The organism is Rhizobium sp. CB3171 (genome assembly GCF_029714265.1).
In the GTDB taxonomy this organism is placed as follows: domain Bacteria; phylum Pseudomonadota; class Alphaproteobacteria; order Rhizobiales; family Rhizobiaceae; genus Rhizobium.
Window position 1 is genome coordinate 1366404 of sequence record NZ_CP121652.1, and the last position, 19417, is coordinate 1385820.

Below are 19417 nucleotides of genomic sequence, written 5' to 3' on the forward strand. Positions count from 1 at the left end.
TCAGGCCTCCCTTCTCGCCCCTGCGACCCTGGAGACATCGCTGTCCGGGCGGACCTGCAGATCGTACAGCGCCTTGTACCGCCCACCGGCAGCAAGGAGCTGCTCGTGGGTTCCACGCTCGACAATCTCACCGTCTTCGACAAACAGGATCTGGTCGGCATGCATCAGAGAGCTGAGGCGGTGGGCGACAACGAGGGTCACCCGATCGCGGGCAAACCGCTTCATGGCGCTGCGGATGCGTTGCTCGGTTGCGGCGTCAATGGCAGCGGTCGAATCATCGAACACCATCACCGCTGGCTTCAGCATCAACGTGCGGGCGATCGTCAAACGCTGGCGCTGGCCGCCGGAAAGCGACACGCCGCGTTCGCCGACGACGGTGGTGTAGCCGGCCGGTAGGCCGAGAATATAGTTGTGCAGTTGGGCGGATTCGGCGGCGCGCTCGATGCGCTGTTCTTTCGCCCAGGGATCGCCATAGGCGATATTGTTTTCGATGCTGGTCGTGAACAGGAAGGAATCCTGCTGCACGACGGCTACCGACTGGCGCAGCGACTGCAGCGTCGCCTTGCGGATATCCTGGCCGTCGATCGTGATCCGGCCGGATGTGACGTCATAGAAGCGCGGGATCAGATGCGCGATGGTCGATTTGCCGCTGCCGGGCGGCCCGACAATGCCGATCGTTTCGCCGCGCTTCGCCTCGAAGCTGACATTCCTGAGGATGGGGCGGTTTTCCGAGCCGGGATAGGTGAAGCCGACATTTTCGAAGCGCAGAACGCCTTCCGTAACGGCAAGCGACTTGGCGTCCGGCGCATCCTTGATGGCGATGTCGAGGTCGAGCAGGGCGAACAGCCGCGAGCCGCAGGTCGATGCGCGGGCAAACGCGTTGACCATCAGGCCGAGCTGGCGCACCGGCATCTGCAGAATGGTCATGAAGGTCAGGAACGAGGCGAGGGTGCCGACACTGATCTCGCCCGCAATCACCTTGGTGCCGCCAACCCAGAGCACGAGGCCCATGGCGGCGAAAAAGGAGAAGTTCATGGCGCTGGTATTGACGACGCGGATACCGACGCGTTTGTGAGCAAGGGTGAGCGCATTGTGCGAAGCCCTGTCGAACTTCATCAGTTCGTGGGCCTGCGCCGCGAAGGCACGCACGACACGAATGCCGCCGAGATTTTCCTCCATCACGCGGGTTAGCACCGATAGCCGTTCCTGCAGTTCGAGCCAAGTCGAACGCAATCTGAGCTGTGTCACGGAGGAACGCCAGGCAACGAAGGGCACGAAGCTCAGCGCCAGGAGCCCGAGCAGGACATCAGTCGACAGAAGCATATAGGCGCCGACACCGATCAGCATGGTGAGAAGCACCATGCGCACCAGCGCCGTCGAAAAATACATGCGCACGCCTTCCAGATCGAGCAGACCGACGGTAATCAGATCGCCGGAATGCACATTGTCGTGGAAGCTGAAGGAGAGCTGCTGGATCTTTTCATAGCAGGCGAGCCGCAGCTCGTAGCCCATGTGGTGTCCGACGGCTTCGCTGAAATAGTTCTGCACCATCGTGAAAAGGCCGCGCAGGATGCTGACGATCAGCAGGAGTAGGGCGGTCGTCAACAATGCATTTTCCGCGAGCTGGCCGGCCGTGCCGCCGGCAACCACCGTTTGTGTTTGATCGACCGCGCGGCCGAGCAGGCGCGGGATCGAGAGCTGCAGCGTCGCCGCAACGAATGTTGCGCCGATCGCCAAGCCGGTCTGCCAGGGATGGCGCAGCGTCATATGCGTGATCCGCACGATGGTGGAGAGACCCCGACCCCAACCAGCCGCATTGACATGCGCCAACGAAACCAATGGCTTCGCCGCGCTTCTTGAGGAATCGCTGCTCACGCTCTTATCCAGGCATTTTTGAACGAGGCGGGCCCGAAATCGGGTTCGGATCGCAAAGGGAATATTGGTAGGACGAATGTCGCCGATTCCGGACCGTCATTCAAGAGTCAAATGGTCACAAGTGCCACCTGGGCGTTAGATTGCGTGTTCGGCGATGGGCGGTATTCGACTGTGTCGCGCGGCGCAATTCGAGCTCGGACCTGAAAAGTTTCGGACAAAAATTCCAAGCGCCTGTCGGTTTCACCTGGAGAGAAACGTCCTCGGATCGACAAACCCAAACTCATGGAGGACATCATGCGCAGGATCATCACAGCCACATTCATCAGCCTCGACGGGGTCATGCAGGCGCCGGGCGCTCCGGAGGAGGATCCGACCGGCGGATTCCGGTTCGGCGGCTGGACGTTTCCCTATTTCGACGAAGCGACGGGTTCAGCCCTGGGCCAGATATTCGGCAAGCCCTTCGACCTGCTGCTTGGCCGCAAGACCTACGATATCTTTGCTGCTTATTGGCCCTATGCCGGCGAAGATGACTCTATCGGCGTGTTGTTCAACAAGGTCACCAAATATGTTGCGACCCGCGGCGATATCAGGCTTGATTGGAACAACAGCCAATCGCTCGGAACTGACGTTACGGCAGCGCTGACCGAGCTTAAGAAAGGCGAGGGGCCGGATCTCTTGATCCAGGGGAGCGGCAACCTTATTCAGACCCTGCTTCGTCACGGATTGATCGACGAATATACGGTGCTGACCTTCCCTGTGCTGCTTGGCAAGGGCAAAAAGCTGTTCGCCGAGGGAACGGTTCCGGCCGCGCTGAAACTCATCCGCTCGCAATCATTCCCGAGCGGCGTCATCATGGCGACTTACGAGCCAGCCGGTGACGTCAAGACCGGTTCCTTTGCCCAGCAGGCCCCGTCCGAGGCCGAGATCCGGCGCCGTCAGAGCTTGGAATAGCCTGCAGATGATAGCACCATCCCGCCATACCCGCGTCCGTCGGGCATGGCGGACTTTGCCGTACTTCAGCCGGAAACATCGGAGATGAGAATGCATCTCGCCACCGCATTTTCGCCAATCGTAGCGTTGCGATTGGCTCCCGACCTCGCAACCCGAACCATTCCGGAGAACATTTATGACAGACGCCGCGGCATCCTCGAAACTGCGCATCGCCGTGCTTTTTGGTGGGCGTTCCGCCGAGCACGACGTCTCGGTGCTGTCTGCGACGAATGTCATGCGCGCCCTGCAGCCGGCCAAATACGATGCCGTGCCCATCTTCGTCACCCGCGAGGGAAAGTGGCTCTTAAGCACTTTCGAGGACGGCAAACTGTCGACGCCGGAGAGCGGGACAGAAATCTGCCTTGTGCCCGGTGGGCGTGGACGAATGATCGCGATTCCGGCTGGCGATAGCCCCCGCGACCTGCCGAAGATCGATATCCTGTTTCCCGTCCTGCATGGGCCGCATGGCGAGGATGGCTCGCCCCAGGGGCTTGCCGAAGTCGCCCGGGTGCCGCTTGTCGGATGCGGTATCCTCGGTTCGGCGGTTGCGCTGGACAAAGACATCGCCAAGCGGCTGCTGAACCAAGCAGGTCTGGCTACGGCGCGAGGAGTCACCATTCACGAGACCGGCGCGCCTTCCTTCGCCGATCTCGAACGCACGCTCGGACTGCCCGTGTTCATCAAGCCGGCGCGTCAGGGATCGTCGGTCGGCGTCAGCAAGGTTATGACGGCCAGTGAATATGAAGCAGCGCTCGCGGAAGGCTTCAAGCATGACCGCAAGCTGCTTGCGGAGGAGTTCATCCGAGGCCGCGAGATCGAATGCAGCGTGCTGGAGGATACGGCAGGCAATCTCTTCGTTTCGCGTCCCGGCGAAATCGTGCCGGCAGAAAGTCATGGTTTTTATAGCTACGACGCAAAATATATCGACGAGAACGGCGCGGCTTTGAAAGTGCCGGCTGAGCTGCCGGAGGAGATCGAGCGCCGGCTCCGCGAGACGGCAGGCAATGCCTTCCGGGCGGTTGGCTGCGATGGCATGGCGCGCGTCGATTTCTTCGTGACTGCGGACATGCAGTTTCTCGTCAACGAGATCAACACGATTCCCGGTTTCACCGATATCAGCATGTATTCCAAAGCCATGGCGGCGAGCGGCGTCAGCTATGCGGAGACCATCGACCGGCTTGTTGCGCACGGGCTGGCACGCGCCGCGCGATAAGTCATAGTGCGGTGCCGCCGCGAAATTTCTGAATTTCTGCGGTGGCGGCAAGCTAAGGAGGGAAGAACGTTGCAGTTCGAACTGGAACCCACCGCTGCGCGCGCCAATCCCATCTTCCAAAGCCCTGAATCCGGCAAACTCGGTGCCGCGGTCGAAGGTGAAGCTCTGGCGTGCGAAGGCTGGCAAAGGAGAGAATGTTGCGATGATCTTGTCCATGATCGGACGGGAGTGTCGGCTTTGGTTCTTGATCATCACGGTGTAGCGGCTTTTGCGCTCGACCAATGAGGTGAGGTTGGCATGACCGAGCTCGCGTTCGAAGATCAAAAGGTCGCCTTCCCAGTGACCGAACCTCGTCCGATTGCCAATAAAATCAGGTCGTTGCGATATCCGATGACTGGCGGGAAACACGCTATTTCGTGGCTTTCTGGAGCCACGGGGGCGGCGCTTGCGGCGCGCCTCCGGCAGATAGCGATAAAGCCCCAGCCCGTAATCCTCCTTGCCGTAGATGAAGCGGTAGATCGTCTCCTTGCAAATGCGAACAAGGCTCAGGCCGTCCAACAGCAGACGGCCGGCGATTTGCTCCGGTGACCAGTAGGCCTCCAGCTTCTCAATCACCATACGACGCAGATGCGGATGGCGTCTAAGCTTTCGCAAGCGCCGTCGTCGCTCCTTGGCAATGTCATCGGCAACCGTCGAGAAGTAGCCGCTGTATTCGGGAAGCTCGCGGTCATGGAACGTGTTGCGCCTGATCTCACGATAGATGGTCGAGCGGTGACGACCGAGCTGGCGGGCCATCTCGTTGATCGGCACCTTGCGCTCGACAAGATGATGAAGGCGACGACGATCGGCGAGGGTCAATTGCTGATAGCATCGGGACATGCCAAAATCTCCAAAGTGAAGTCATTGAAATCATTGGCATGTCGCACTTGGAAATAGAATGTACCGGCCTACAAACGAAAGTCAGATAAGATAGATTATGGAATAAAAATCGATGTTAGAGACGTGAGCTGAACTCGCCTCAAGCCGCCTTTACGCGGATAATCTGGGCTCCGGTCTTCTCGGCCAAGGTTTTGGGATCGCAAGCAAAGATGCTGTCTGGCCGTCCTGCTGCGCACCAAACCTGGTCGTAGCCCAACAGGCTTTCGTCGATGAAAACCGGCAGCTTCACACGATGGCCGATCGGTCCGACGCCGCCGATGGCGAAGCCGGTTTCGTCGCGGACCCGGTCAATGTCGGCGCGCTTCAGGCGCAGCCCGTAGGTAGTCGCGATATATGCCGTATCGGCATTATGGGCGCCGGAAACAAGAAGCAGCGTCAAGCCGTGGGTCTCCGCATTGACGAAGACCAGCGATTTGACGATCTGGCCAACGGCGCAGCCGGCCGCCTTGGCCGCTTCTTCGGCTGTGCGGGTCGATTGCTCCATGCGCTTGATGACGATGTCCAGGCCGAGATCTCGGGCCGCCTGTTCGACGCGTTCCAGGCTTGAAAGCTTCTTGCTGTCCTCGCTCATAGATCATCATCCTCCACATCGAGTTCGATCCGCATCTGATCGTAAGCCGGCTCGACATTGTCAGGTGTTTCCGCAAGCACGGTCGCGTAGTCGAGCGGTGTGTGCATATGCGTTAGGATCGCGCGCCGCGGCTGCAGCCGTTCGATCCAGGCGAGCGATTGCTCCAGCGAGAGATGGCTTGGATGCGGCCGGTATTGCAGCGCATCGATGATCAGGACGTCGAGATCTTGAACTCTCTCGACAGATTCTGCCGGAAAGTCGCTGATATCGCTGCAATAAGCAAGGCTGCCGATGCGAAAGCCAAGCGAATGGATGTCTCCATGCTGCTGCCTGTGCGGCCAGAAGCTGATCGGACCGCCCGGCCCTTCGACCGTGAAACTCTTGTCCAGGCTTTCGATGATGATCGGCCGGACGATCGGTGGATAGTTGCTGCCTGGCGGCGTCTCCAGACAATAGCCGAAGCCCTCGCGGATGCGGTCCATAGTCGGCTGATCGGCATAGATCGGAATGCGCTCATGCGAATTGTGGAAGAAACCACGCAGGTCGTCGATGCCGTGAATATGGTCGGCATGGGCGTGCGTATAGAGCACCGCATCGACGGAGCCGACGCCAGCGCGGATCATCTGCTCGCGAAAATCCGGGCCGGTATCGACGACGACTGTGGTGATGCCGCCATCCGGCGCGATCTGCTCGATCATGAAGGCAGCACGCGTGCGCCGGTTTTTCGGATTCTTCGGGTCGCAGGCGCCCCAATCGCCGGTAATGCGCGGCACCCCCGGCGACGACGAGCAGCCCAATATGGTGAAGCGCCGCCGGTGTGTCACGCCGTCAGACCCTCGTCATGCGGGAGAAGCAGCGGAACGCATTCTGGGTGGTGATCTCTGCGATCTCGTCCATGCTGACGCCGATCGTATCCGCCAGCACCTCGGCTGTGTTGACGACGTAGGATGGCTCATTGCGTTTGCCGCGCCAGCGCTTCGGCGCAAGGTATGGCGCATCCGTCTCGACCAGCAGCCGGTCATGCGGGATCGTTTTGGCGATCTCGCGCAGCTCTTCCGATTTCGGGAAGGTCAGAATACCGGAGAAGGAAATATAGCCGCCAAGCTCGACGCCGGTGCGGGCGAGGGCCGGGCCGGAGGAGAAGCAATGCAGGATGAAGGGGAAGGCCCCCTTCCCTGTTTCCTCGGTCAGGATCGCGGCCATGTCCTCATCGGCGCTGCGGCTGTGAATGACCAGCGGCAGCTTCGTTTCGCGTGCGGCCGCGATGTGGCGCAGGAAGCCGGTCTTCTGATCTTCCGGCTTGACGGTATCGTAGAAATAATCGAGACCCGCCTCGCCGATCGCGACGATCTTCTCGTGCTGGTTTGCCAGCCGCACAAGGTCTTCCGTCTGGATATCCAGTTCCTGGTCGGCGCTGTTCGGATGCGTGCCGACCGAGCAGAAAACCGAGGGATAGCGCTCTGTTATCGCAAGCAATCCATCGAGCTTTCTGACCTTGGTCGAGATGGTGACCATCTGCTTGACGCCAACCTCATGGGCGCGCGCGACGATCGCGTCGCGTTCCTCCGCGAAGTCGGCAAAATCCAGATGGCAATGCGTATCGATCAACATGGCAGTAGAAAAACCTTATTCGACTTCCGGCGCCACATAGCGCGGGAAGACGGGCTTGGGCGCTTCCAAGGGCGTTCCGGGGATAAGGCGGCCGGCCTCGCCGAGCGCCGCGAAATCGCGCTTGTCGGCGGGAATAGCAATCAGATCCAGCAGCTTGGCAGAAGACTCCGGCATGAAGGGCTGCAAGAGAATGCCGATCTGGCGGACGACATCGGCGGTAACGTAGAGCACGGTCGCCATGCGAGCCGGATCGGTCTTCTTCAGTGCCCAAGGCTCTTGGCCGGCGAAATAGCGGTCGCTTTCGGAGACGACGGCGATGATCGAAGCCAGCGCGCGGTGGATGAGCTGCTTGCCCATGTCCTCGCGCGTGGAGGCCAGCAGCGCATCGGCCTGCGCCAGCAGCGCCTTGTCCACGTCGGTCAGCTCTCCGCATTCTGGGATCTTGCCGTCGCAATTCTTGACGATCATCGAGAGCGACCGGCTGGCGAGATTGCCGATGCCGTTGGCAAGATCGGAGTTGATGCGGGTGCCGATCGCCTCTTCGCTGTAGCTGCCGTCCTGGCCGAAGGAGACTTCGCGCAGGAAGAAATAGCGCACCTGGTCGAGGCCGAAATGGTTCACCAGATTGACCGGATCGACGACGTTGCCGAGCGACTTCGACATCTTCTCGCCCTTGTTGAGCAGGAAGCCATGGGCATAGACGCGCTTCGGCAGCGGCAGCTTCGCCGACATCAGGAAAGCCGGCCAGTAGACGGCGTGAAAGCGGATGATGTCCTTGCCGATGATGTGCACATCGGCCGGCCAGTATTTCGCCCGCGGATTGTTCCGGTCCTCGATATAGCCGGTCGCCGTGATGTAGTTCGTCAGTGCATCGACCCAGACATACATGACATGGGCGGGATCGTTCGGCACCTTGATGCCCCAGTCGAACGTCGTGCGTGAAATCGACAGGTCCTTGAGGCCTGATTTGACGAAAGAGATCACCTCGTTGCGGCGCTCGGCCGGACCGATGAAATCGGGGTTCTCCTCGTAGTGCTTCAGCAGTCGGTCTTGGTATTCCGAGAGCTTGAAGAAGTAGCTCTCCTCCTGCACCCATTCTACCGGCGTGCCCTGAGGCCCGTAACGGACGCCATCGGCGCGAAGCTCGGTCTCATTTTCCTGGTAATAGGCCTCGTCGCGCACCGAATACCAGCCGGCATAGGAATCCTTGTAGGTGTCGCCGGCATCGGCCATCAGGTTCCAGATGTTCTGCGAGGTCTCGTGATGGCGGGCCTGCGTCGTGCGGATGAAGTCGTCATTCGAGGCGTTGAGCAGCTTGCCCATGGCCTGGAACTCGTCCGAATTGCGGTCGGCTAGCTGCTGTGCCGTCAGGCCTTCGGCGCGCGCCGTCTGCTGCATCTTCTGGCCGTGTTCGTCCGTGCCGGTCAGGAAAAAGACATCGAGCCCGTCCAGCCGCTGGAAGCGCGCCATGGCGTCGGTGGCAATCAGCTCATAGGCATGGCCGATATGTGGCTTGCCGTTGGGGTAAGCGATCGCAGTGGTGATGTAGAACGGGGTCTTGTCGGTCATATCAGGCAATGGTCCGGTTTACGGTTTCGTCATTGTTATTCTTGCACTCGCTCGCTTTAGCGCATGTTTGCTGGGAGTGAAACACCAAGTTTCGCGCTCGCAGCATTCCACGTTCCGTGGACGTCCTCGCTTGACTCGATCCAGCCCCGGCTTTACCCCTTCAGAAAACAAAAGCGCAGGACAGGGACCGCCGTGAATACTATTTCCATTTTTAATAGCCTGTCCAACGGCTTGAAGGGGCCGTGGCTTTGATTTTTCCGGCCGCGTTTCAACCCCTTTATTCCTTTTCCGGTTTCTTCGTCGGCATGCTGGTGGGTATCACCGGCGTCGGTGGCGGGTCGTTGATGACGCCATTGCTGGTTCTGTTGTTCGGTGTGCATCCGGCCACCGCCGTTGGCACGGACCTCCTTTATGCCGCGATCACCAAGACCGCGGGCACCGCGGTTCATGGCATGCACGGGCGGGTGAACTGGAAAGTGGTGGGCTTGCTCGCCTCCGGAAGTGTGCCCGCCGCGCTTGCGATGCTGTGGATCATGGCGGGCGTCAATCGCGAGAGTCCGGCGGTTGCCCATACGATCACGGTGTCCCTGGGCTGTCTCCTGTTTCTGACGTCGTTGATGCTGATCTTTCGCGGCCAGGTGCTGAGCGCCATCCGGAAATGGCGAGGCGAGCGCGGGACGCTTTCGCCGCGTAGCATCGCGCTGCTGACGCTCGTCCTTGGCTTTGTGCTCGGCACCCTCGTCACCATGACCTCCGTCGGCGCCGGCGCGCTCGGCGTCACCGTGTTGCTGGTGCTCTATCCGCATCTCGATGTGCGCGAGATCGTCGGCTCGGATATCGTCCATGCCGTACCGCTGACATTGATCGGCGGCATGGGCTACTGGTTCATCGGCGAGATCAACTGGACGATGCTGTTTGCACTGCTGCTCGGCTCGGTTCCCGGCATCGTTGCCGGCAGCCTGCTGGCGCCGCGTTTGCACGAACGGATAATCAGGACGGTGCTTGCCGTCACCTTGATGATCGTCGCCTGGAAATTACTCTTTCCCTAAATGGAAAGCTGCTGCTTGAGCTCGCCGAGAATCGTGATGATCGTCTGCTTGCGATCGAGATTGTAGGCCTGCGATACGGTGAGCCGCTCGGTGACGTCAGAATAGAGGCGAGCGAGTCTTTCGGCCACGGTGAGGCGTCCCTCCAGCGCCGCCGCCCTCGCCCGCGCCATGATGTCGTCGCCGATATGGGACACGAAGAATCCGAAGATCGTGTCGCTTTCCTTCGCCGACAAGGCATCGGCGAGGCGATGCATTGCCCGGCGCGCCGCAGGCCCATCCGTTGAGATGACCTGCTCGTAGGCCGCAACGATTTCGCCACCGCCATAGTTCAGCAGTTTCAGAGCCTCGCCGACGCTCCCCTTGGCCGCGGCAAGCAGGTCCGCACCCTGCCCCGGCGACAGGCTGATACCAAGATGCGCAAGCGCGTTCCCTAGAGCATCGTCGCTCAGCGGCGTCAGCCTCAGTGGCAGGCAGCGCGAGCGGATGGTCGGCAGCAGCTTGCCCGGCGCGTGCGACAGCACGAGGAACAGTGCCCGCTTCGGTGGCTCCTCGAGGATCTTCAATATGGCATTGGCAGCGCTTCGATTGAGATCGTCGGCCGGATCGATGATGACGATACGCCAATTGCCCGTGCCGGAGGTCTGTGAGAAGAACTTGCCGGCGCGGCGCACCTCATCGACAGTGATCGCAGACTTTACCTTTCCGGTCTTGTCGTCGACGGGACGGGCAAGATGCAAGAGATTGTGCGAGGCACCGCCGGAAATCTGCCGACTGATGGCGGAAGCCGGATCGGGGTCGCCGATCATCTCCGGCGCGGTGGCTGGGTCGGGATGAGACAGAACATGGTTGGCAAAACGAAAGGCGAGCGTTGCCTTGCCGATGCCTTCTGGCCCCTCGATCAGGACGGCATGGTGACCTTTTCCCGAGCGATAGGATTGCGCCAGGAAGGCTTCCGCCTCCTCGTGGCCGAAGAGACGGGTGTTATCCTGGGGCGGAATCGCACCATCGAGAACCCCTGGCCGATCTTCGCTCATTGCGCCACTTCCGGTCGGATAGTCGGCAAGTCGTCTGCCGATGTCAGCCGTTCTTCGACTATGCTGGCAATTTCATTGGCAATGGCATCTTCGGAGCGCTGCGCATCGATGACGCGACAACGGCCCGGATCGCGCGCGGCAATATCGAGAAAGGCTTCCCGACGCTTTTCATGCGTCTGCATTTCTTCTTTTTCGAAGCGATCCGGCGCGGCGCCGGCCGAGGCACGCTTGCGGGCCCGCTCCAGGCCGATTTTGGCGGGAATATCAAGGATCAGCGTACAGTCCGGCACCACGCCGTTGACCGCGACACGCTGCAGCGCCTCGATGAAATCAGGTTCGAGATTTCCTGTTATGCCCTGATAAACGCGCGAGGAATCCATGAAGCGGTCGCAAAGCACGATCGTGCCGCGCGCAAGCGCCGGGCGAATGACCTCTTCGACGTGATCATTGCGTGCCGCAGCAAACAGGATCGCCTCCATGCGTGTGCCGAACATTTCCGCCGCACCCGAGAGCAATACGTGGCGCACGGCCTCCGCTCCCGGCGAGCCGCCCGGTTCGCGCGTCACCAGGACGTCATGACCGAGCCCGCGCAACCGTTCCGCCAGGCGGCGAATCTGGGTCGATTTTCCGGCCCCTTCCCCGCCTTCAAAGCTCACGAACAATCCGGTTGCATCAGCCAATGATCATGTCCTGCACTTGTTTTCCGCTTTTTTGCCGTAGCGTGACGTGTGCCCTGTTTAACTCAAGATGCGCGCTCGTGAAACCACGCAAAGCATCTGAGCCTGACATTCTATATAGGCTGTAAACAAGGGAATTCACGAGGCGGGAAACAATCAAGTCGACGTCGGGGTGTCCCAAAGCCAGGAGAACAGCAGCGATTCCGTCAGCTCCATGAAAGCATCGAAAGCGCGACTGCTGAGCGTTCCCTGGGCGACGGCATCCTTTGTATAGAGGGGCAATTCGCGCAACAGCCGTGCGCCGGAAAAGACGCGGAGCGTTCCCGCTTCGTAGCCGACGGCGACCGGTGCCGTCAGCGGCCACCGATAGACGATGCGGGCCGACAGGCGGTCGGGATTGTTGAGCGGCACATAGACATCGACCGGTACCTTGGCGATGAGGCCGACCGTCGACTCCGCGCCGCCATAGACGCTGGCGTCGCCGATCACCTCGCCATCGGCAAAGATGCGCTGGCTCTTGAAGTTGCTGAGGCCCCATTCCAGCACGCGGCGGGTTTCCTCGGTGCGTTCCTTGTCCGTTTTCAAGCCGCCGAGCGCCAGGAACAGCCGTCGGCCGCCGCGCTGGATGGAGGCGACGATCGAATAGCCCTCGCCCTCGGTAAAGCCGGTGCCGAGGCCGTCGACGCCGATGTTCAGGGGGAGCAGCGGATTGCGGTTGCGCTGGTAGATCTTGTTCCAGGTAAAATCCGCCTGGCCGAAATATTTGTAGAGATCGGCGTGTTTCTCCTGCAGGTCCTGTGCCAGCGTCACCAGCTCGTGCACCGAAATCTTGCTGCCGTCATTGGGGTCGTCAGGGTCCGGAAGGCCGGTCGAATTGGTAAAGACCGCTCTCGGCATGCCGATCTCTCGCGCATGCGCCGTCATGCGCCGGGCGAATTCCTTTTCATTCACGGACATGCCTTCGGCAAGGATCATGCAGCCGTCATTGGCCTGCTGCACGGCGACGCCCTGGATCAGATCGCCGACGCGCACGCGCGATTTCAGGGCGGCGAACATGGTCGATGCACGCGACGGTGCACCGCCCTTGCGCCAGGCGTTTTCGGAAACGGGATATTCCGTATCAAGCGAAATCTCCCCTCGCCCGACTGCATCGAAGACGACATCCATGGTCATTAGCTTCGCAAGCGAGGCCGGGGAAATCGGTTGATTCTCATCCTTGGCAAGCAGGATCGTGCCGGTGGAGGCTTCGATCATGAAGGCCTGCGCGGCCTTGGTGTCGAAAGCCGGCGCCGGCGCCTGTTGGGCGACGGCCGGCAGGCACTCAATTCCGATAAGGAAGAAGGAAAACGCGAAAAACAGGCGTCTCAACATGCCGGCTCCCCAATCCGTTCGACCCCGAAATCATATTAGCCCAGGGGTGAAGATTCAGGCAATGACGCCGATTATTCGACTTGCGTTTGAGCTTGATGCTGACGGTGATAGGCGGAGAGGATCGACTCCTGCGTCAGCCCGTCATTGCGCACCATGACAGCGTCGAAAGCGAGATTGACGTAGACTGTCTTGACCGGTGCTTCCTGGTAGGCAGCGACCGTGGAGGCGAGCGACGGCGCATCAAGGCTCGCCATGCCCGGTGCGAAATCCGGACGCTCGTAGGGAATGGGGCCAATAGTAGGCAATACGACCAGCGTTGGCTCGGCAGGATCGACCGACGGCATGGCGCCGCCGTTCCAGGTCATCGGCGGCGGATTGTTGCGCTTGTTGCCATTATAGGACGCTGTCGGCGTGGAGCCGGCAAAGGCGGTTGCCGAATAAGGCGATTGCTGCGGGATCGGCGCAAGCGCCGGCGCAGCACTCGCGGTGTTGAAGCTGCGCTGCTGGCGGCTGGGCTGGCGGATATTGTCCGAATCCGGCAGTTGGTCGGCGGTAATGCGGCCATTCGAAGCGACCATTACGCCCGTTGCGATCTGGCCGCCGGGATTGATGCTCGGCAGGCGCGAGCCCTTCGGAATGTAGGAGGCCATCAGATAGGGATCGTCGTGGCCGTCCATGCGGGCGCGGCCGACATATTGCACGCGCACGTCGCCGGTGCCGCTATGCTGCAGATCGAGGAGCTGCGCCGTCTTGTTGGAAAGGTCGATGATGCGGCCGGGATGATAAGGGCCGCGATCGTTCACGCGCACGATGATGGAGGAACCGGTTTCGACATTGGTGACGCGCGCATAGCTCGGCAGCGGAAAGGTCGGATGGGCGGCGGTGAGCGCCTGCTGGTCATAGACTTCGCCGTTTGCGGTCAGGCGTCCGTGAAAGGCCGAGCCGTACCAGGAGGCGATGCCGACCTTGTTATAGGCATAATCTTCCTTGGGATAATACCATTGGCCCTTGACCTCGTAGGGATTGCCGACCATGAAACGACCGCCGCCCTTCGGGATCGGTCCATTGAAGGCAACGCGCGGGCTCGCCTTAACGCCGTATTCTTTTTCGGAGAAATATTCCTTGCCATGCTGACGCTTCGTCGCAACCTGCTGAGAGGTTCCGCAGGCGGTAACGGTGGCGCACATCAGAGAGAGAGCAAACCAACGCATACCCGTTGCGTATGTCACCGCACGATTATCGAATTTCATCTGTCCCACGCCGTTAATCAAATTACTATGGCAAGGCATGCACCGGCATATCCCTCAACCGGTATCCTGCTACGCCTCAATCACCTAACGGTACTTTAATCATGATTGCATGTTGTCGAATTTGCGATCGGATTTGAGCGAATGTGGGTATTTCCGAAAATTATGGTTAATGAATGGTTAAAATGCGGCAGCTTCTGCGGTCGCATTTGATGCCAGTTTCGTTGCCGATCGACCGATAAGTGCAACTATTAATGAGCCATGGCGCCGATGATGTGCTGCAGCTTGTCCGGGTTGCGCGTGCAATAAATGGCAACGATCTTTTCCTGCTCGATGTGTAGAGCGGTCGTCTGCGCGACGTTGCCGCCTTCTACCGTTACGAAACCTGGCAAGCCATCGATGACGGCATAGTGGATCAGTTGCGACGGTTGCGTGCGGAAAATTCGCGCCAACTGCTCATGGAGCAGCATGACGGCCGCGAGACCGATGTGTGGCCGCCGCGATGTCGGTACCTTGCCGCCGCCATCGGCATAGACAACGACATCCTCGGCAAGCAAGGCTTGAAGAGCCGCCATGTCTCCCGTTCTCGACGCCGTAAAGAAGGCTGTGGCAAGCTTCAGCCCCTGCTCTCTGCCGACGGCAAAGCGTGGTCGGGTCTCGGCAACATGCGCCCTCGCCCGGCTTGCGAGCTTGCGGCAAGCGGGAGCTTCGCGGCCGATCGCCGAGGCAACGTCATCGAAATCCATGCCGAACACGTCATGCAGGAGAAAGGCGGCACGCTCCAGAGGCGACAGACGCTCCAGCGCCAGCATCAGGGGCAAGGTGATATCATCAGCGGCATCGCCGTCCTCCGGATCGAAGATGGGCTCTGGCAGCCAGGATCCCACATAGGACTCCCGGCGGCGACGCGCCGATTTCAGCTCGTTGAGGCAAAGTCTGGTGACGATGGTGCGAAGAAACGCAGCCGGCTCACGCACCGATGCACGATCAGTCGCCAGCCAGCGCAGCGAAGCATCCTGCACGATATCCTCCGCATCCGCCACGGATCCGAGCATTCGATAGGCAAGCCGGACGAGGCGCGGACGCAGCTCGGAAAAGATCGGGTCGGAGGGCGTTTCACTCATGGGCGGCCAGAGCGTATTGGAGGGGCGCGGCTTGGCGTCCGCGAACGAACTGCAGCGTCGTCAGCGCCACACGCCGCCCGAGATAGCGCGCTGTAGCGAGATCGGATGCTGGCGGCGCGGTCTCCGGGCCCTCATCCGTGTTCGCCTGTGCCGCCGCACCTACCCAGAAGCCGAGACGGTTCATATCCTCTTCGGAGCCGGTTGAAGAGCAGTTCGCCGGCGGAAGATCGAGACCAACCCAATGCATTCCGTGCTGTGCCGCAAAGACCACCATCTGCATCAACGTCGAGAGCTTGTCACCGGACCGTGACCCTGAGGTGGTGAAGCCGGCCGCGATCTTGTCCTTCCACAGATAACCCTTGGCGAGAACGGCATTCGACGTTGCCTCCTGGAACGCTTTAAACGACGCGGAAACCGCGCCCATATAGGTTGGCGACCCGAAGATGATTGCCTGCGCGGCATTGAGATCATCCCAGTGGCGATCCACCTTGTCCACCGTGAGCAGCAGGGCCTCGACGCCCTCGACCTCATCAACCCCCGCCTTCACGGCTTCCGCCTGCCGGCCCGTGTGCCCATAGCCGCTATGATAGACGATTGCGATACGCTGCCGGGTCATTGTCATCTCCTTCGAACATGGTGTTGCGAAGGAGATGACAAGGGATGGGGTCTGATTGTGACATGCCTTGGCACTTTTTTGACGGTAATTGGCTTGCCATCCTCTCAAAAGACGCAGGATCTGCAGCTTGCTTGCATCGGCCAATGCAGACATGGCGGCGTATTCCCAAGTCTGAGCTGTTGTTACTGTAACGTACTTCCATTTTACGTCTTTCTCGCATCTCATCTACTCGCATGGACGTGCACTGCGAGATTGGGACCATGCGAGAGGGAGGAAACCATGAACACGGCAGAACATCCCAACAGCCCAGACACAAAAGTCCCCGAAGGCATTAGCCGGCGTACCGTCTTACTCGGCGGCACCGCGCTCGTAGCAGCCACGGCGGCGCTCTCATCGGCGCAAGGCGTCCGGACTGCGTCGGCGCAGCCGGCCGGTGGCAAGCCGAACATCCTTGTCATCTTCGGCGACGACATCGGCTACTGGAACGTAAGCGCCTACAATCGCGGCATGATGGGCTATCGCACGCCCAATATCGATCGCATCGCCAAGGAGGGCGCGATCTTCACCGACCTCTACGCCCAACAATCCTGCACAGCCGGACGCGCCGCCTTCATCACCGGCCAGAGTTGTTTCCGCACGGGCTTGCTCAAGGTCGGGTTGCCGGCGGCAAAGGAAGGGTTGTCGGATAAGGACCCGACACTCGCCGAATTGCTCAAGCCGCAGGGCTATGCCACCGGCCAGTTCGGCAAGAACCACCTCGGTGATCGCAACGAGTTTCTGCCTACCGTCCACGGCTTCGACGAGTTTTTCGGCAACCTTTATCACCTCAATGCCGAGGAGGAGCCGGAGAATATCGACTATCCGAAGAGCCCGGATTTCAAGGCGAAGTTCGGACCGCGTGGCGTGCTGAAATGCGTTGCCACCGAAACGGACGATCCGACTGAGGATCCGCGCTTCGGCCGGGTGGGAAAGCAGAGGATCGAGGACACCGGCCCGCTGAATAAGAAGCGCATGGAGACCGTCGACGAGGAATTCCTGACGGCTGCGATGGACTTCGTTGACCGGCAGCACAAGGCTGGCAAACCGTTCTTGTGCTGGTTCAACTCGACGCGCATGCACATCCACACGCACCTCAAACCTGAGACTAGCGGCAAGACAGGCCTTGGCCTTGAGGCAGATGGAATGACGGAGCTCGACGGAATGGTTGGCCAGCTTCTCAAGCAGCTCGACGACCTCGGCATCGCCGACAATACGATTGTGCTGTGGACCACCGACAATGGCGCAGAAGAATTCTCATGGCCGGACGGCGGCACCACACCGTTCCACGGTGAGAAGAATACAAGCTGGGAGGGCGGCTACCGCGTTCCAGGCGCGATGCGGTGGCCGGGCGTCATTAAGCCAGGCACCGAGATCAACGACATCGTGTCCCATGAAGATTGGGTGCCAACGCTCGTGGCCGCTGCCGGCGAGCCCGAGGTAAGTCAAAAGCTTTTGACCGGCTATGATGCGGCTGGCAAAACCTTCAAGGTCCATCTCGACGGCTACGATCAGCGCGAGCTCTTGGCCGGAACCGGCCCGAGCAAGCGCAAGGAGTACTTCTTCTGGACTGACGACGGAAATCTCGCCGCCATTCGCTATGACCGCTGGAAGGTTCTGTTCATGGAACAGCGGGCCGAAGGGTTCGACGTGTGGCAAGAGCCGTTTGACACCTTGCGGCTGCCGAAGATTTTCGATCTGCGCGCTGATCCCTTCGAACGCGCAGAACATGAAGCGAGCGAATACGACTTCTGGCGCCTCGACCGGACATATCTCCTCGTGCCGGCGCAGGCCTTCGTGGCCCAGCACTTGCAAACCTACGTGGACTTCCCGCCACGGCAGAAGCCGGGCAGTTTCTCGCTCGACCAAGTTTTGGAGAAGCTGCAACGGGCCGGTGAGGGCAAGAACTGAAAGCGGTTGAGGGCGGAGACAGCTCAGACTGGGCGATCTGGAGGAGATCCAACAGAGCGCTAACTGGCCGGCGCTGCTCGGGGTTATCGAAGATGGGAGATTGTATCTTTATCGGGCACGGGTGCGTGCTGCGCCATTTTAACTTGACTTGGCAAGGGCTTGCTCGGCGACGGAAGGGAAAGCTGTGCAGGTGCAAGAAACATATAAGCGTCACAACGCTTATCGAAAAAATTCTATAATTTCCAAATATTTAGATGAGAGAGATGGCGGAAGAGGTGGGATTCGAACCCACGGTACGGTTTCCCGCACGCCGGTTTTCAAGACCGGTTCCTTAAACCACTCGGACACTCTTCCTGTCGCTGAAGCGCAGGGCCTCAGTAAATGTGGTTGGCTGGCTTTACAGCTATTCGGGCCGGAGCGTCAACCTGCCTGATCGAACTCCGCACCGAAGGAATTGGCGCTGCCGGATAATGGCACCTATGCCCTGGGCTCGCCGCCGGGCGCGTAGTGAGATTTGCGCTTGAATGGGAAGACGCTGCCGCAGCGGCAGCGGATCATGTATTTCGCCGGATCGTTCGATTTGCGCTCGTCGAAAAAGCCCGCCGGCATTTCGTCCACGAGAAAGCCGGGGTTTTCACGGCGCGGATTGTCATCTTCCGAGACCTCGGCAAAGCCGCTATTGCCACACTGAGAGCATTCGAGCTTTCTTGAATATCGATCCCGCGCAGCCATTTTCTTCCAGTCCGAGTCTCACAACCTCCCTTCCCTATCAGAGAACATTTCGTTTCTGAACCCGCGTAAAGAAATGATACAGATCGATGCGCTGAAATCCCATCCGGCTATGATTTCAGCGAAAGGGATTATCGAGACGAGAGCTTCGCAAGATTCGGCTTCGAATAACCAGTGGACACCGCCCTCGCCCATGACGCCTGACGACCAGCCCTTATCAATCGGCCCCAAGCCTTTGGCTGGCCCCGCCCTCACCGCCTTTTTCTCCCGCGATGCGGTCACCGTAGCGTCCGATCTCATCGGCGCGCGCCTCATGGTCGCCGGTGCCGGCGGGCGAATCGTCGAGACGGAGGCCTATCGGCCGGATGATGAGGCATCCCATAGCTTTCGCGGACCGACGGCGCGCACGGCGGCGATGTTTGGGCCGGCGGGCCGGGTCTATATCTACCGCTCCTACGGCATTCACTGGTGCCTGAATTTCGTCTGCCAAGGCGCCAGCGCCGTGCTCATCCGGGCATTGGAGCCGGAAAGCGGCATCGCGGACATGGTCCGGCGGCGCGGTGTTGCCGACTTTGTCGATCTCTGCAATGGCCCGGGAAAGCTGACGCAGGCCTTGGGCGTGGATATCAGCCTGAACGGCCTGGCGCTGGACGCCTCGCCTTTCGAGTTCATCTTGGCCGAGCCGGTGCCGGTGGTCGCAGGCAAGCGGATCGGGATTACGAAAAATGTCGATCCGCTATGGCGCTTCGGCGCCGCCGGCTCACGCTTCGTCAGCCGCCGGTTTCCTTAGAGCGCCACGCAATTTCGGACGAAAAACCGCTGCGCACTTTTCCTGAAATTGCTCTGAAAAAGACC

At 60.2% G+C, this 19417-nt stretch carries 17 protein-coding genes, 1 tRNA gene and 1 pseudogene; 5 read left to right on the forward strand and 14 right to left on the reverse strand.

Features of this window, described 5'->3' with window-relative positions; genetic code table 11:
* Complete coding sequence (locus QA648_RS06765; protein ID WP_283050399.1) at positions 1–1875, reverse strand: ABC transporter ATP-binding protein; 1875 nt, start codon at positions 1873–1875, stop codon at positions 1–3.
* Positions 1876–2169: 294 nt separating this feature from the next.
* On the opposite strand from QA648_RS06765, the gene QA648_RS06770 reads away from it, so the two are divergent.
* Together QA648_RS06770 and QA648_RS06775 are read left to right on the forward strand one after the other, a co-directional pair.
* Positions 2170–2826 carry a dihydrofolate reductase family protein gene (locus tag QA648_RS06770; RefSeq protein ID WP_283050401.1) on the forward strand — a complete coding sequence of 219 codons (657 nt, stop codon included), beginning with the start codon at positions 2170–2172 and terminating at the stop codon, positions 2824–2826.
* A gap of 175 nt (positions 2827–3001) precedes the next feature.
* A complete protein-coding gene (locus QA648_RS06775; protein WP_283050403.1) occupies positions 3002–4078 on the forward strand; it encodes a D-alanine--D-alanine ligase family protein in 1077 nt (358 codons plus the stop codon).
* Positions 4079–4177: 99 nt separating this feature from the next.
* On the opposite strand, the pseudogene QA648_RS06780 reads toward QA648_RS06775, so the two are convergent.
* The 5 genes and pseudogenes from QA648_RS06780 to metG all read right to left on the reverse strand — a co-directional run.
* Positions 4178–4957 (reverse strand): annotated as a pseudogene (locus QA648_RS06780) (IS30 family transposase); the annotation flags it as partial.
* 139 nt (positions 4958–5096) lie between these two features.
* Entirely contained in the window at positions 5097–5588 is a 492-nt protein-coding gene (locus QA648_RS06785; protein ID WP_283050404.1) for a YbaK/EbsC family protein, read from the reverse strand.
* Positions 5585–6412, reverse strand: a complete 828-nt coding sequence (locus QA648_RS06790; RefSeq protein WP_283050406.1) for an MBL fold metallo-hydrolase — start codon at positions 6410–6412, stop codon at positions 5585–5587. Before QA648_RS06790 ends, QA648_RS06785 begins: the two co-directional genes overlap by 4 nt.
* 4 nt (positions 6413–6416) lie before the next feature.
* Entirely contained in the window at positions 6417–7199 is a 783-nt protein-coding gene (locus QA648_RS06795; RefSeq protein ID WP_104823077.1) for a TatD family hydrolase, read from the reverse strand.
* Between the two features lie 15 nt (positions 7200–7214).
* Complete coding sequence (metG, locus tag QA648_RS06800; RefSeq protein WP_283050408.1) at positions 7215–8768, reverse strand: methionine--tRNA ligase; 1554 nt, start codon at positions 8766–8768, stop codon at positions 7215–7217.
* Positions 8769–9016: 248 nt separating this feature from the next.
* Here metG and QA648_RS06805 point away from each other — a divergent pair, with 248 nt between their 5' ends.
* Entirely contained in the window at positions 9017–9817 is an 801-nt protein-coding gene (locus tag QA648_RS06805; protein WP_104825094.1) for a sulfite exporter TauE/SafE family protein, read from the forward strand.
* Here the strand turns inward: QA648_RS06805 and QA648_RS06810 are convergent.
* The 6 genes from QA648_RS06810 to QA648_RS06835 form a co-directional block, all read right to left on the reverse strand.
* Positions 9814–10851, reverse strand: a complete 1038-nt coding sequence (locus QA648_RS06810) for a DNA polymerase III subunit delta' (RefSeq protein WP_283050410.1) — start codon at positions 10849–10851, stop codon at positions 9814–9816. The two genes, QA648_RS06805 and QA648_RS06810, sit on opposite strands and share 4 nt — an antisense overlap.
* Complete coding sequence (gene tmk, locus QA648_RS06815; RefSeq protein ID WP_283050412.1) at positions 10848–11531, reverse strand: dTMP kinase; 684 nt, start codon at positions 11529–11531, stop codon at positions 10848–10850. Before tmk ends, QA648_RS06810 begins: the two co-directional genes overlap by 4 nt.
* A gap of 153 nt (positions 11532–11684) precedes the next feature.
* Positions 11685–12899, reverse strand: a complete 1215-nt coding sequence (locus QA648_RS06820; protein ID WP_104823081.1) for a D-alanyl-D-alanine carboxypeptidase family protein — start codon at positions 12897–12899, stop codon at positions 11685–11687.
* A gap of 71 nt (positions 12900–12970) precedes the next feature.
* Positions 12971–14149: a septal ring lytic transglycosylase RlpA family protein gene (locus tag QA648_RS06825; RefSeq protein ID WP_283050414.1), complete on the reverse strand. Its 1179-nt coding sequence runs from the start codon at positions 14147–14149 to the stop codon at positions 12971–12973.
* Between the two features lie 248 nt (positions 14150–14397).
* Positions 14398–15270, reverse strand: coding sequence for a sigma-70 family RNA polymerase sigma factor (locus tag QA648_RS06830; RefSeq protein ID WP_104823083.1), 873 nt, complete (start codon positions 15268–15270; stop codon positions 14398–14400).
* Positions 15263–15886, reverse strand: a complete 624-nt coding sequence (locus tag QA648_RS06835; RefSeq protein ID WP_104823084.1) for a flavodoxin family protein — start codon at positions 15884–15886, stop codon at positions 15263–15265. Before QA648_RS06835 ends, QA648_RS06830 begins: the two co-directional genes overlap by 8 nt.
* A gap of 279 nt (positions 15887–16165) precedes the next feature.
* Here QA648_RS06835 and QA648_RS06840 point away from each other — a divergent pair, with 279 nt between their 5' ends.
* The gene (locus QA648_RS06840) at positions 16166–17833 is read left to right on the forward strand and encodes an arylsulfatase (protein ID WP_283050418.1); all 1668 of its coding nucleotides are present in this window, start codon (positions 16166–16168) and stop codon (positions 17831–17833) included.
* A 264-nt stretch (positions 17834–18097) separates the two neighbouring features.
* Here the strand turns inward: QA648_RS06840 and QA648_RS06845 are convergent.
* Positions 18098–18187, reverse strand: a tRNA-Ser gene (locus QA648_RS06845).
* Between the two features lie 123 nt (positions 18188–18310).
* Positions 18311–18565 (reverse strand): hypothetical protein, encoded by a 255-nt coding sequence (locus QA648_RS06850; RefSeq protein ID WP_104823109.1) that lies wholly within the window; start codon positions 18563–18565, stop codon positions 18311–18313.
* A gap of 190 nt (positions 18566–18755) precedes the next feature.
* On the opposite strand from QA648_RS06850, the gene QA648_RS06855 reads away from it, so the two are divergent.
* Positions 18756–19352, forward strand: coding sequence for a DNA-3-methyladenine glycosylase (locus QA648_RS06855; RefSeq protein ID WP_283050420.1), 597 nt, complete (start codon positions 18756–18758; stop codon positions 19350–19352).
* Positions 19353–19417: the final 65 nt, after the last annotated feature.